This window comes from Curtobacterium sp. NPDC098951 (genome assembly GCF_044759965.1).
Taxonomy (GTDB): domain Bacteria; phylum Actinomycetota; class Actinomycetes; order Actinomycetales; family Microbacteriaceae; genus Curtobacterium.
Genome location: NZ_JBIWAG010000007.1, coordinates 1 through 12,369, shown reverse-complemented (window position 1 = coordinate 12,369; position 12,369 = coordinate 1). Strand labels below are relative to the sequence as shown.

At 70.5% G+C, this 12,369-nt stretch carries 15 protein-coding genes; 9 read left to right on the top strand and 6 right to left on the bottom strand.

From position 1 onward, the window contains the following. Window positions 1-46: 46 nt before the first annotated feature. Window positions 47-712, bottom strand: a complete 666-nt coding sequence (pnuC, locus tag ACIQUC_RS16295) for a nicotinamide riboside transporter PnuC (protein WP_402269039.1) — start codon at window positions 710-712, stop codon at window positions 47-49. 109 nt (window positions 713-821) lie between these two features. Between pnuC and ACIQUC_RS16290 the strand changes: the two genes are divergently transcribed. Then, window positions 822-1,349 carry a hypothetical protein gene (locus tag ACIQUC_RS16290; RefSeq protein ID WP_402269037.1) on the top strand — a complete coding sequence of 176 codons (528 nt, stop codon included), beginning with the start codon at window positions 822-824 and terminating at the stop codon, window positions 1,347-1,349. Window positions 1,350-1,443: 94 nt separating this feature from the next. Here ACIQUC_RS16290 and ACIQUC_RS16285 read toward each other — a convergent pair whose 3' ends face one another. Next, complete coding sequence (locus ACIQUC_RS16285) at window positions 1,444-2,310, bottom strand: SDR family oxidoreductase (protein ID WP_402269035.1); 867 nt, start codon at window positions 2,308-2,310, stop codon at window positions 1,444-1,446. A gap of 202 nt (window positions 2,311-2,512) precedes the next feature. Next, complete coding sequence (locus tag ACIQUC_RS16280) at window positions 2,513-2,812, bottom strand: HNH endonuclease (RefSeq protein ID WP_402269034.1); 300 nt, start codon at window positions 2,810-2,812, stop codon at window positions 2,513-2,515. A 312-nt stretch (window positions 2,813-3,124) separates the two neighbouring features. On the opposite strand from ACIQUC_RS16280, the gene ACIQUC_RS16275 reads away from it, so the two are divergent. Next, window positions 3,125-3,520 (top strand): hypothetical protein, encoded by a 396-nt coding sequence (locus ACIQUC_RS16275; protein WP_402269032.1) that lies wholly within the window; start codon window positions 3,125-3,127, stop codon window positions 3,518-3,520. Window positions 3,521-3,618: 98 nt separating this feature from the next. On the opposite strand, the gene ACIQUC_RS16270 is transcribed toward ACIQUC_RS16275, so the two are convergent. After that, window positions 3,619-3,873 carry a hypothetical protein gene (locus ACIQUC_RS16270; RefSeq protein WP_402269030.1) on the bottom strand — a complete coding sequence of 85 codons (255 nt, stop codon included), beginning with the start codon at window positions 3,871-3,873 and terminating at the stop codon, window positions 3,619-3,621. Window positions 3,874-3,928: 55 nt separating this feature from the next. On the opposite strand from ACIQUC_RS16270, the gene ACIQUC_RS16265 reads away from it, so the two are divergent. After that, window positions 3,929-4,624: a hypothetical protein gene (locus ACIQUC_RS16265; protein WP_402269028.1), complete on the top strand. Its 696-nt coding sequence runs from the start codon at window positions 3,929-3,931 to the stop codon at window positions 4,622-4,624. A 671-nt stretch (window positions 4,625-5,295) separates the two neighbouring features. Then, complete coding sequence (locus ACIQUC_RS16260; RefSeq protein ID WP_402269026.1) at window positions 5,296-5,847, top strand: hypothetical protein; 552 nt, start codon at window positions 5,296-5,298, stop codon at window positions 5,845-5,847. Between the two features lie 34 nt (window positions 5,848-5,881). Here the strand turns inward: ACIQUC_RS16260 and ACIQUC_RS16255 are convergent, their stop codons facing one another. After that, on the bottom strand, window positions 5,882-6,172 hold the full coding sequence (locus tag ACIQUC_RS16255; protein ID WP_402269024.1) for a hypothetical protein: 291 nt from the start codon (window positions 6,170-6,172) through the stop codon (window positions 5,882-5,884). Here ACIQUC_RS16255 and ACIQUC_RS16250 point away from each other — a divergent pair. Continuing rightward, window positions 6,139-7,650, top strand: a complete 1,512-nt coding sequence (locus ACIQUC_RS16250) for a cryptochrome/photolyase family protein (RefSeq protein WP_402269022.1) — start codon at window positions 6,139-6,141, stop codon at window positions 7,648-7,650. The genes ACIQUC_RS16255 and ACIQUC_RS16250 overlap by 34 nt on opposite strands. Window positions 7,651-7,701: 51 nt before the next feature. Here ACIQUC_RS16250 and ACIQUC_RS16245 read toward each other — a convergent pair whose 3' ends face one another. Further along, window positions 7,702-8,631, bottom strand: coding sequence for an NADP-dependent oxidoreductase (locus ACIQUC_RS16245; protein ID WP_402269020.1), 930 nt, complete (start codon window positions 8,629-8,631; stop codon window positions 7,702-7,704). Between the two features lie 91 nt (window positions 8,632-8,722). On the opposite strand from ACIQUC_RS16245, the gene ACIQUC_RS16240 reads away from it, so the two are divergent. The 4 genes from ACIQUC_RS16240 (at window position 8,723) to ACIQUC_RS16225 (ending at window position 12,182) form a co-directional block, all read left to right on the top strand. Continuing rightward, window positions 8,723-9,217, top strand: coding sequence for a MarR family winged helix-turn-helix transcriptional regulator (locus ACIQUC_RS16240; RefSeq protein WP_402269018.1), 495 nt, complete (start codon window positions 8,723-8,725; stop codon window positions 9,215-9,217). Between the two features lie 118 nt (window positions 9,218-9,335). Then, window positions 9,336-10,655 carry a GNAT family N-acetyltransferase gene (locus ACIQUC_RS16235; protein WP_402269016.1) on the top strand — a complete coding sequence of 440 codons (1,320 nt, stop codon included), beginning with the start codon at window positions 9,336-9,338 and terminating at the stop codon, window positions 10,653-10,655. Continuing rightward, window positions 10,655-11,110: a DUF2087 domain-containing protein gene (locus ACIQUC_RS16230; protein WP_402269015.1), complete on the top strand. Its 456-nt coding sequence runs from the start codon at window positions 10,655-10,657 to the stop codon at window positions 11,108-11,110. The genes ACIQUC_RS16235 and ACIQUC_RS16230 overlap by 1 nt, the downstream gene beginning before the upstream one ends. A 112-nt stretch (window positions 11,111-11,222) precedes the next feature. Continuing rightward, window positions 11,223-12,182 carry a squalene cyclase gene (locus ACIQUC_RS16225; RefSeq protein WP_402269013.1) on the top strand — a complete coding sequence of 320 codons (960 nt, stop codon included), beginning with the start codon at window positions 11,223-11,225 and terminating at the stop codon, window positions 12,180-12,182. Window positions 12,183-12,369 lie beyond the last annotated feature (187 nt).

Below are 12,369 nucleotides of genomic sequence, written 5' to 3'. Positions count from 1 at the left end.
ACGGCCGGACACGGCCGGACACGGCCGGACTCGGCCGGACCCGAGGTCAGCCGACCGTGACGGCCGCCGCCGGGGGCCGCGTCCGCTGTCGCATCCAGACGAAGAACCCGGCCAGCGTGAAGACCCCGTAGAACACGTACATGAGCCCGGAGGCGTAGTACCCGGCCGAGAAGAGCAGCGGCACGCCGACCAGGTCGACCGCGACCCAGATGAGCCAGAACTCCACCCAGCCCTTCGCCATGCCGTAGGTCGCGAGCAGCGAGCCGACGAAGATCCAGGCGTCGCTCCACACCGGCTCGTACGAGCCGAGGGCGCGGAACACCGGGGTCAGCACGGCGGTGCCGCCCACCAGCGCGAGGACGAGCAGTGCGCGGGCGCGCCAGGAGGCCCAGCGCGGCTCGATCACGGTCGTCACGTCCTCGGGGCGGTGCGTCCAGCGGTACCAGCCGTAGACGCTGACGATGATGAACATCACCTGGCGACCGGCCTGACCGAGCAGGTTCACCGGGTTGGGGGTGTCGAAGAGCGCCCCCATGAAGACGGTGAAGAGCAGGGCGTTGCCGACGATGCCGACCGGCCAGGCCCAGACCTTGCGGCGCATCCCACCGAGGGCGCTGAGCAAGCCGAACACGTTGCCGATCACCTCGCGCCAGAGCACGGTCTGGTCGCCGATGACGAGCTGCGCGTCGAACAGCCACCGCACGATGCCCATGGGGCCCTCCTCGTTTCCGGACGGTGCAACGGCCGCACGGCACCCGGCATTCCGGGTGGCCGGTCGACGGGGTGTGGCGGGGGCGACCACCCGACTACGCTCGGGTGCCGTGACGGACGGCGTGGAACGGGCGAGGGCGCTGCTCGACGACGCCGCACGACGACTCCGCGACGCCGACGTCCCCGACGAGGCCCTCGGCGAGTACGTCGAACCGCGGGCGTTGCTCGGCATCCGGCGTGACCCCGCCATCCGCTCCCTCGGCCGGGTCTGGCGCGTCGGTGCCCTGCTGCTCGGGTCCTCGCCCGAGACCGACGGCCGGGTCTGGGCGACCGGTCGGATCACGCGCGTGACCGAGCCCGGTCGCTCGCAGTTCGTGTCGGTCTCCGCCGAGGTCCGCCGCGCGTACCGGGCGGCGGCGCAGAAGGGGCACTTCGAGCCGGGCGACACCGTGAACCACGGGGCGACGCCGATCCCCCTCGACGACTCGCTCGTCGGCTCGGACGGGGTGCTCGTCATAGCGGACGGGGTCCCCGCCGTCCGGTGGTCCCCCACCGCGGGCACCACCGTCCCGCTCGAGGCCTACCTGGCCGACCGCGTCGGCCTGCTGCTCGACCCGCCGCCGGGCGCCACCGACTGACCGCGACCGGACGGCGGACGCCAGGCGAGGTGCGGGCCCGCACCGTGCCTCCCGTCCGACCGTGGTCTGGCCGACGGCCGTGGCCGTGGCCGCGTCAGAGGCTGAAGCCGCCGTCCGAGGTGAGCACCTGGCCGACGACCCAGCTCCCCGCCGACGTCGCCAGCCACGCGATGAGCTCGGCGGGGTCCTCCGGCCTGCCGACGCGACCGAACGGCGTGGTCGCGATCCAGTCGTCGAGGTCGTCCAGCGACCGGTCGGTGGTCTCGGGGTCCAGGTACCCGGTGTTCACCGGCCCGGGGTTGATCGTGTTCAGGACGATGCCGAGCTCGAGGAGCTCCTGCGCCACCGTCGCCGTGACCCCCGCGAGTGCCGCCTTGCTCGCGGCGTAGGCCACCTCGCCGCGCATGGCGCCGTGGATCTGCCCCGAGGTCATCCAGAACACGTGGCCCTGCGGCCCCGGGTACGGACCGTTCCCCTGGATCCGGTCGCCGGGTCGCCGCGGCTCGTCGGGCCGCGGCGCCCGCAACCGCGCGAACTCGGCGGTGAGGAGCACGGTCGCGCGGGTGTTGACCTCCCAGAAGGCGCTGAGCCGCTCGGGGGTCATGTCGAGGATGCTGCCGTCGTCGCCGCTCTTCGCGTGGTTGCACACGAGGACGTCGAGCGTCCCGGTGAGCGCGGCGGCGGTCGCGATCAGCCCGGGGATCGTGGACGAGTCGGACAGGTCGGCGGGGAGGTCGGCGAACCGCGCTCCCTCGGTCAGGTGCGCGCGGACGCCGTCGCGGACCGCGTCGAGGTCGTCGCCGCCCCACGGCAGGTCGAGGTCGTGCGGACGGTGGTGGTGGATGACGACGCTGGCGCCGAGGGACGCGAGCTTCGAGGCGACGGCGAACCCGATGCCGCGGCGTCGGGACACGCCGGTGACGAGGGCGGTCTTGCCGTGCAGGGGCAGGAATGCGGACATGGTGAACCTTTCGACGGCGCCGACGTGGCGCACTGGTGGGTGTCGGAAGCGGTTCAGATGCACTGCATGCGAGTCACCCTACACAGCGGCCGCGCGTCGGGACAGGACACCTCGGGCGCGGTGTGCGTGGCGGTACCTAGGATCGCCGGGGGATCCCCCATCAGAAGATTTATCGATATGCCCGAGGCAAGTCTGACCGATATCAGAACATTGCTTGATACAAGCTCTTAGCGAGTAGGTGAGCGCTGCGACGCACGATCGGAGCGATCAGTCGTGCCCGCTTCTTGCGGTTGCACTCACGGTGCGCGGCACGCTTGTTCACCAGGGTGTCGGCTCCTCTCCGTGCGAGAGGAACGATGCGGTTCGCGGTGAAGGATCGTGGGCCACGACAGTCGAGGTCGTAGTCGAGGGGATGCCAGCAGATGCCGCAGGCTGCGCCCCGCTTGCGGAGGCCAGCCCGGTCGAGGTCTCGTTGCTTCGTGTTCCTCGCGTTCGTGATCACGGCTGTACCTGTACGAATATTTGAGGTCTGAGCACTACGTAGCGCAGAGCCAGCTCGGTGCGTAGGCGCTGCATGGACGGCTCAAGGTGAGGCGGGTTCAGCGAGGAGTGGTCGGGGGCGGTCCGTCCCATCTGAGGCAGAGCTCGGCTGGGTACGCGTGCGGGCAGGTTTTCCACTCGGTGTCGCTGCGGCGCGGAAGCGGCGGTGCTGCCATCGAGGACCTTGGTGCAGGCACGGTTGGCTTTTCCATGAGCTCTCGGGGGGGGGCGGTGACCGACGGTTTCGATCGTCGGTGTCGGCGATGATCAATCCATGGAAGATGAGAAGTCCGCTCGGTCGCGGTTCTGGCCGCTGAACTGGATGGCCGACGAGAAATTCTGGCGTGATGTCACATCCCAGGCTCTGGGCGCGTTCGTCGTGCTGTTCGTTGGCATCATCTGGGCGTCAGCGTCCGGGTGGCTGAACCCATCCGTGCCGGTCGCCGCGGCTCGATGGGGCGCCCTCGCTGTCGGTTTCGTGCTTGCCGCCATTACCGCAGTGATGGTCATGATCGTTGTGGCGTCAGCGCGGGAGATGCAGCGGCGCGAAGGGTCAGGTCGGCGTTACGCGATCGGAGCGAGCATCCTGATGGCCATCATGCTGGCGTGCGGGGCCGTGCCCTACATCGTCGGCCTAGCGAGCGGGACCATGTTCGGTACGTCGCTCTGAGGCAGGCCCGTAGGTGCCGGCCCGGTTCACCCCACGGCGCGCTACGGCAGAGACGTCGGGGTGGGGGCGGAGGGGTCCGGGCCAGGTGGGCGTCGGACCTAGCCCTCGCTCGGCCAGCCCTCGAGGGCTATGTTCTGGGCGACGACGCGCATCCATCCGACGAGGCCGAGCGTGGTGATGTAGTCCCGCCCCTCGGCGATGGCTCGGAGCATGCAGGTGAGGTCGCTGTCCTCGACCGCGACGCCCCGGCCTTTGGCCCGCAGGGCGTAGCCGGTGGGGATGGCGCCGTCCTGTTCGTCGTCGGGATGCGCAGCAATGGCCTCGCCGAGGACTGCCTTCATCTCAGCGCTCACGATGAATTCCTTTCCACCCCCGCGCCAGTAGGGCGCTCTCGGATACCCTCGGGAGGTGAATCCAGCTCAGCGCTTGCTCGAATTCCTGACCCGAGCCAAGGAAGCGTCCCGCTCTGGGACGCAGACGCAACGGGACGCTCGCGACATCGAGTCGGATGACGGGCTCGAACGTCAGGTCCTGGCGCTTCAGGATCTGCTGGCCCTGCGGATGGGGATCGACGAGCTCGAGCGAAAGGGCCGACGAGTCGCTGTGTACCGCCGGTACCTACGCGAGTGGACTGAGCTCGTTCTGGCCTACCCCGATGGATGGACTAACGGGGTCAATCCCGATCTGTTCTTCCCGGAATCGACCCTCGACCACCTTGAGTCCCTTGCCGGATGGTTCGAGCAAGATGCTTTGATCCCAGACGAGAAGAGCCAGATGGAGCTGACCGACTTCCTCCGACAAGTCGAGGATCTCATCGAGCAGGATGCGACGCTCGGTCAGCAAGTGAAGGACTACCTCCACAAGCTCGTCCGGGAGATGCAGGCCGCCCTCGCCGACGAGAAAGTCTTCGACCGCTTCGACTTCGTGGAAGCAGGTCAGCGACTCGCTGCCGCTCTTCACCTCGCGGCAAACCTGTCCACGGACGATGAAGCGCGCAAGACGTGGCGTGGCTGGGCCCAAAATCTCTGGTTCCCGACGGCAGCTTCGGCGCTGGGCTCGATGCCGGCGATCATCGTGGGGGTTCTGACCGCCACCAGCCCCTGAGAACGAGCGGGGGCGCAGGTGCGCCAGGTCGTGAAGAGCGGCACGACGCGCGTGTGGGCGTCCTTCGCGGTGAAACTATGGCCGCGGTGACCCCCTCTTTACGGCCGAGTTCCGCGGACCTTGCATGCGTCATGTAACGTGCACGCAAGAAAATCTTCATCAGCTGGTCTGGGCCGAGAGAACGGGCCGTTGCTGAGGCGCTAAAGGCCACGCTCCCTATCCTCTGTACCGCGGAAGTGGACGTATGGGACTACCCGACCCCGGCCGGGTTGTCGCAGGACGGGGTGCGTTGCCGTTTCACTAGTCGGGCAAGGCCCTGATACACGAACGGCCCGAACCTGCGGGCCGAATGATGGCTGACCCACGGCGTATTGCACGGGGCGGACATTGGCATCGGCCCTCGTTCGGGTGCCACCGGTCTGCGTGTCCTCGCCGACGACCGTGCTCGGCAGCCCAGATGGTGACCTGGCGGAGCGTCGTTTGCCGAGTATCACTGACCAGACGCACCTCGAGGCCATCGGCGCCGCAGCGGCGAAGGGCGCGCTCGCCGCGGTGGACGACGCGCGCCGAGGTGGCCAGGAGTAAGAGATCGTCGCGTGGGTCACCTTCCGAAGATTCACTGAGTGCCATCGTACGCTTCCTGTCTGTCGCGGTCGCGGTACGGTCAGCAAGTGATTCTGTTCTCAACCGAATGGCAGCCCTGGTTTTCCTACGGGTGGTGGAGTGACATAGGCACGGGGTTGTTCGGGGTAATTGCGGCGCTGATCATCGGTGGTGCGACGATCTGGGTTGCCTCGCGAAGCAACGCGATCGCGGATCGCACCAGAGACTTTCAAGATCTCGTCGTGCGTGAGGAGGAGGCGCGCAACGAGCGGGAGCGAGTCCGCGAACTTCGTCTCGACCGGGCAGCGCTCGCCGGCAAGATGTATGAATACGTTGCGAAGACTCGGGAGCGAGCGCTCGGCCGTGAGTTCGACTTCCGCGAATACCCTCCCTTACTGGTTCGCAATCAGATAGACGAGCAGGCGACCTATCTTGGACTTCGAGACCAGGCAGTCGCGATCCTCGATGACGTCGACCGTGCTTTCAGCTCAGGGGTCATTGACCACGAACTAGACCTTGTCACTACGGCGAGAGCGGCCATGACGACCGCCAGGTTCGAGGTGCGCATTCAGACCTGGGTTCGTGAAGGGGTGTTTCCGCCCGATAGGCCAGCCGGATGAAAAGGCAGTCCCGCCGTTGTTTCGAGCCGATGGCCTACTCGCTCTCGCCGACGGGCAGGAACGTGACGGTGCCGTCGGCGAGCATCACGCCGACGCCGACGCCGACGCCGCCGCCCTGAGCGCGCTTCACATCGATGCGGACGATGTCAACGTTCGTCTTGTGGCTGTGCTGCTTCAGCAGGGCGTGGATCTGGGCGAGGGTGATGCGGGTGCTGGCTCCAGCCCGGAACCCGCCGAGCAGTCGGGGGACGTCCCGCGCCCGGCCGTCGGCGCTCGCGTAGCGTCCGGCGCATGACGGACGAGCACTCCGGCGGCGCGGGTCCACGACGCCGCCTGATCCTGCCGGGGCAGTACGGGCCGGACTTCGACGACGGCGGCCCGCTGCTGGTGGTCGAGGCCCGCGAGTTCTTCACCGCCAGGCCGATGCACCGCGCCAAGGCCCACCTGTGGCTGAGCGCGCTCCGGCACCGTGTCCAGGAGCTCCGGGACGCCGGCGAGGGCGACCGCGTCGAGCACGTCCGGGTCGACACGCTCAAGGACGCGCTGGTCGGGCGCGACGACCTCGAGGTGGTGGACCCGCCGTCCCGCACCCTCCGCGCGCAGGTCCGGCACTGGGGTCGGGGCACCGAGGTGCTGCCGAGCCGCGGCTTCGTCACCGACGAGGACGAGTTCGCCGAGTGGGCCGCGCAGGGCACCGGCCGGTTCCGGATGGAGACGTTCTACGAGCGCGTCCGCAAGCGCGAGGGGTGGCTGATGCGCTCGGAGAAGCCGGTCGGCGGGAAGTTCAGCCTCGACGACCAGAACCGCGAACCGCCACCCAAGGGCGCGACGACGCTCGGCCTGCCGGAGCCGTGGTGGCCGGAGGAGGACGCGATCGACGGCGAGGTCCGCCGCGACCTCGACCGGTGGGAGCGGGACGGTGTCGCCCGGTTCGTCGGGGCGGACGACCGTCGACGCTTCGCCGTGACGCACGACGAGGCGCAGCGGGCACTGGCGGACTTCGTGTCGAGTCGGCTGAACGACTTCGGCCCGTTCGAGGACGCCACGCTGACGAACGACTGGACGATGGCGCACTCGCTGCTCAGCGTCCCGATGAACCTCGGCGTCCTCGACCCGCGCGACGCGATCGAGGCGGCGCTCGTGGCGCACCGGGACGACGACGCGCCGCTCGCGAGCGTCGAGGGCTTCGTCCGGCAGATCGCCGGGTGGCGGGACTACGTCTGGCACCTGTACTGGTGGTTCGGCGACGACTACGGCGCGACCGAGAACGCGCTCGACGCCCACGAGCGGCTCCCCCGCTGGTGGCGGGAGCTCGACGCGTCCGACATCGACGCCGTGTGCCTCCGCACCGCCGTCGACGGTCTGCACGAGCACGGGTGGCTGCACCACATCCAGCGGCTGATGGTGCTCGGCAACTGGGCGTTGCAGCGCGGCTACGAGCCCGTCCAGCTGACCGAGTGGTTCACCGACGTGTTCGTCGACGGCACGGACTGGGTGATGCCGGCGAACATCATCGGCATGTCGCAGCACGCGGACGGCGGGATGGTCGCGACGAAGCCCTACGCGTCCGGCGGTCGGTACATCGACCGGATGTCCGACCACTGCGGTGGCTGCCGGTTCGACCCGACGAAGCGCACCGGCGAGGACGCCTGCCCGTTCACGGCGGGGTACTGGGCGTTCCTCGCACGGACGGAGCCGGCGCTGCGGCACAACAACCGGATGGCCCGGCCGCTGCAGCAGATGCGGAAGCTGTCGGACCTCGACGAGGTCGTCGCCCAGGAGGCGCGGCGCGGCACCCCCTGACCGGCCCGGCCCGGTGGTGGGTCACCACCCACCCACCGGGTCGCTGGTCACTCAGACGAGGACGACGACCTTGCCGGCGATCCGTCCGGCCGCACCCTCGGTGTGCAGCGACTGCAGTTCGGTCAGCGGGATGCGCCGCGTCACCTCGACCGTGAGCTCGCCGGCGTCGACGAGCCGCACGAGCTCGGCCAGCCGCTCGCGGTTCCGGAGCACGAACACCGTCGCCGCACGGACTCCGCGGGATTCGTCCCCCGGGGTCGCCAGGAACGCCGTCGTGCTCACGACCGCGCCGCCGTCGCGGACCGCGGCCACGAACGCGGCGAACTGCTCGGGTTCGATCGGCGCGAGGTTGAGCAGGACGTCGACCTGGCCGTCGACCGCCCGCAGGACGTCGGTCGTGGTGTGATCGACGACCTGGTCGGCACCGGCGGCACGGACGGCGTCGATGCTCCGCGGGCTGGCGGTGGCGATCACCTCGACGCCGGCGCGCTTCGCGAGCTGGATCGCGTACTTCCCGACCACGCCGCCGGCACCGACGATCAGCACCCGCTGCCCGGCCTCGAGCCGCCCCTCGTCGAAGAGCGCCTGCCACGCCGTGAGCGCCACCGACGGCAGGGCCGCGGCGTCCGCCAGGGGGATGCTGGTCGGCGCGGGGACGAGGGCGTCGGCCGGGGCGACGACGTACTCGGCCGCTCCGCCGTCCCGCTCCATCGGCAGGAACCCGATCACCGCGTCGCCGACCGCGAGGTCCGTGACACCGTCCCCGAGCGCGTCGACCGTGCCCGAGACGTCGTACCCGGGGACGTGCGGGAGCACGACGGGGATCGGCAGGAACCCGCCGCGCATGCCGTTGTCCGCCGCGTTGTACGCCGACGCGGTGACCCGGACGAGCACCTCGCCCGGGCCGGGGGTGGGCTGCTCGACGTCACCGTGGGTGAGGACCTCGGGACCGCCGACCTCGTGGAACTGCACTGCCTTCATGATGGACTCCTCTGCGTTGTGCTTCGAATTCGAAGCGATTGGTGTGACCGTACCACTGCTTCGAACTCGAAGCAACAGGTAGGATGGCGGCATGTCCGGAACCCCGTCGTCCCTCACCCCGACACAGCTGCGCGCCTACCTCGCCTTCACCGAGGTGAGCGCGCTCCTCCGTCCCTCGGTCGAGCAGCAGCTCAAGGACGCCGGCGGGTTGTCGTACGTGCAGTTCCAGCTGCTGGCCCGACTCGGGGACTCCCCCGACGGGCACCTGCGGATGACGGACCTCGCCGACGGCGTCGTCTACAGCAGGAGCGGCCTGACGTACCAGGCGCAGCTGCTCGAGCAGCGCGGCCTCGTCACGCGCCGCCCCTCGCCCGACGACGAGCGCAGCACCGTGGTCTCGCTGACCGACGCCGGGCGGGACGTCCTCGCCGCGGTGTTCCCCGGGCACATCGGCACCGTGCACGGGCTGTTGTTCGCACCGATCACGGACGACGACGCCGCCGAGCTCGACCGGGTCCTCGGGCGGATCCGCGAGCACCTCCGGAAGAACCCGCCCCGATCGGCGTCCCGCCGCGCCGGGAGGTGAGCCGGCGCGGGCCAGCGTGATCCGCACCCGCGTGCGGCGGGTGGCGGGGCCGAGCCGCGCCTCCTGGCACGCCCGTCTGCCTGTCGTTCCGTCACTCGACCCCGATAGGGTCGAGAACGTGAGCAACGAGGCATTCGACGACCGCTACGAGCTGCGCGCCTTCGCGCCCGGGACGGACGAGCAGGGGGCACCGAACGCCGAGACCGAGGCCTGGATGCAGGCCGTGGGGCTCGGGTTCCACGAGCCCCACCCCGGGGGCGAGGTGGCCGCGCAGATGGTCGCGGACTTCGTCGTCGACGACCAGACCTGGCTCGGCGCCCACGTGCGCCGTCCCGCGCCGGGCTCCGTCGACGAGACCTGGCCGGCCGGCACCTTCGCTTGGTTCGGCAAGGCGCTGAGCTGGGGCGACGGAACGTCGATCGACACCCAGGCGATCTCCGCCGTGACCGTTCGACCGACCGAACGCCGCCGCGGGATCCTCCGCGCGATGATGACGCACGCCCTCGAGCGCGGCGTCGCCGAGGGCTACGCGATCGCCTCGCTGACGGCGTCCGAGGGCACCATCTACCGCCGCTTCGGCTTCGGCAGTGCAATCCGCGAGCGGGCCGTCCGCGTCCGCCGAGCGCGTGCACTGCCGTTCCTCGTCCCGACCACCGGTGTCGTCAGCGTCGTCACGCCCGAGTGGCTCGCGGACGGCCCCGGCCGGGCCGTCTTCGACCGGTTCGACGCACGGACGCCGGGCTCCATGGTCCGGAACACCGGCACCTGGCCCATCGTGTTCGGCCTGCGCACCGGGGACGGCGAGAAGGCGAAGGACGTCCGGGCCGCCGTGCACCGCCCCGACGACTCGGACGAGGTCGACGGCTACGTGACGTGGCGCGTCAAGGAGAGCCGCGACGGCGACACGACGCTCGAGATCGTCGATCTGGTCTACGCGACGGACGAGGCCTACCTGTCGCTCTGGGAGTTCCTGCTCTCGATCGACCTCAACGACGTCGTCACGTACAGCCGCTCGCGGCTCGACGATCCGATCGTCGCGGCGCTCGGCGACAACCGCGCGTACGACGTCGACCACGAGGAGGACCACGTCTGGCTCCGTGTCCTCGACGTCGAGCGGGTCCTCGCCTCGCGGCCGTACGCCGTCGACGGTTCGCTGACGCTCGCCGTGACGGACGCGCTCGGCCACGCGGCCGGCACGTACCGGCTGGAAGTCCACGACGGGCGCGGCACAGTCACACGGACCGCCGACGACGCCGACGCGGCCGCCTCCGACATCCAGCTCGACGTCGCGGACCTCGGCGCGGTGCTCATCGGGTCGGTCTCGCCGACGACGCTCGCCGCGGCCGGCCTGCTGCGCGCGACGGACCCCGCTGCGCCGGCACTGCTGCGGGCGATGCTGACCCCGCCGCGGGCGCCGCACGGGATCACCTACTTCTGATGTCCCTGCGCGACTCGGTCGCACGGGCTCGCCAGGCCGTCGCGGTGCTGGCGAGCCCGTCGCTCCGGGCAGCGATCGTTGGCGGCGCAGCCCTCGACGAGCGGACGAGCGCCGCTGTCCGGGCCTTCGACTGGGTCGGGGACGACGGCCCGGACACGCCGTTGCTCGGGCGGACGGCGCAGGACCTGCAGCGGTTGCAGTCGCCGGCGGCGCTGCTCGAGTTCGACCGGATCGCACGCATGCCGGCGCCGGACGACCAGCGCCACCCGCTGTCCGTCCGCATCGTCGGGCTCGTGTTCGACCGGCTCGGCACCGGCCGGGCGGTCCCCGAGCCCGTGCTCAACGCCGCGATCGCGATGTTCGCCGAGGACGTCGCCGTCGTGCGGCGCGACGCCGTGGACCTCGGTGTGCTCGAGCGGACGGACGACGGCGGGTCGTACCGGTACGTCGGCTGAGGCGCGGACGCCCGCGCGTCGTGGTCGGGGTCGTCTCCGAGCCGTGGTCGGGGTCGTCTCCGCACTGTGGTCGGGGTCGTCTCCGCGCCGTGATCAAGGTAGTGTCCGCGCCATGGACGACACGGTGGTCGACTGGCTCCTCGACTCGGACCCGGCCCTCCGGTGGCAGGTGGAGCGCGACCTCGTCGGCGCCCCCGAGTCGACGTGGCAGGCCACCCGCGCCCGAGTCGCGACCGAGGGCCTCGGCGGAGCACTCCTCGCCCGCCAGGACCCGGACGGACAGTGGGCCGGCGGCGCGTACTTCCCCGCCGAACCCGAGCCCGAGGGTCCCGGCCAGCCGTACACCGCGACGACCTGGTCGCTCAACGCCCTGCGCGAGTGGGGCCTCGATGCCGCGGTCCTCGGGGACACCGCCGCACGGCTCGACGCGAACAGCCGGTGGGAGTACGACGAGCTGCCGTACTGGGGCGGCGAGGTCGACTGCTGCATCAACGCGTTCACGCTCGCGAACGGAGCGTGGCTCGGAGCCGACGTCGACGGGATCGCGCAGTGGCTGCTCGAGCACCAGCTGCGCGACGGCGGGTGGAACTGCGACTGGGTCGAGGGCTCGACCGTGTCCTCGTTCCACTCCACCCTCAACGTGCTCGACGGGCTCCTGCAGCACGAGGTCCTGACCGACGGTCGGCACCCCCTTGCCGACGAGCTGCGCGAAGCCCGCCACCGGGGTGCCGACTACCTGCTCGACCGGCGCCTCCTCCACCGGAAGTCCGACGGCGAGCTCGTCGGTCCCTGGGCCACGGAGTTCGCGTACCCGTTCCGCTGGAAGTACACCGTGCTCCGCGCGACCGACCACCTCCGGGCTGCGGCGCTCCGGGACGGAGCTGCGCCGGACCCCCGCGCCGCCGAGGCGATCGAGGTGGTCCGCGCCGCACGGGGCGCCGACGGACGCTGGCTCCAGGGCGAGCGTCCGCCCGGTCGGCAGTGGTTCGAGGTGGACGTCCCGGCCGGCGAGCCGTCCCGTTGGCTCACGCTCGTCGGCACGCGTGTGCTGCGGTGGTGGGAGGGGGCGTGAGCACAGGGGTCGCACAGCGTCCACATGGCGGACCGTGAGTGAGTCGCGGACCAGGCAGCAGACGCGGTCGTTGCGGGTACCGGGGTGGCGACCTTCGACAATAACAACTCGTCAACCACGACTTCGGTGGTGCGGGAGGACGGCAGTTTGCAGATCCTGACCGTCATCGAAGACGCTGCAGCGCCGA

Bases quoted from the DNA above. Each gene is read 5' to 3' on its own strand.
- pnuC (WP_402269039.1), bottom strand. From the start codon at position 712: ATGGGCATCGTGCGGTGGCTGTTCGACGCGCAGCTCGTCATCGGCGAC.
- ACIQUC_RS16285 (WP_402269035.1), bottom strand. From the start codon at position 2,310: ATGTCCGCATTCCTGCCCCTGCACGGCAAGACCGCCCTCGTCACCGGC.
- ACIQUC_RS16275 (WP_402269032.1), top strand. From the start codon at position 3,125: ATGGAAGATGAGAAGTCCGCTCGGTCGCGGTTCTGGCCGCTGAACTGG.
- ACIQUC_RS16250 (WP_402269022.1), top strand. From the start codon at position 6,139: ATGACGGACGAGCACTCCGGCGGCGCGGGTCCACGACGCCGCCTGATC.
- ACIQUC_RS16245 (WP_402269020.1), bottom strand. From the start codon at position 8,631: ATGAAGGCAGTGCAGTTCCACGAGGTCGGCGGTCCCGAGGTCCTCACC.
- ACIQUC_RS16240 (WP_402269018.1), top strand. From the start codon at position 8,723: ATGTCCGGAACCCCGTCGTCCCTCACCCCGACACAGCTGCGCGCCTAC.
- ACIQUC_RS16230 (WP_402269015.1), top strand. From the start codon at position 10,655: ATGTCCCTGCGCGACTCGGTCGCACGGGCTCGCCAGGCCGTCGCGGTG.
- ACIQUC_RS16225 (WP_402269013.1), top strand. From the start codon at position 11,223: ATGGACGACACGGTGGTCGACTGGCTCCTCGACTCGGACCCGGCCCTC.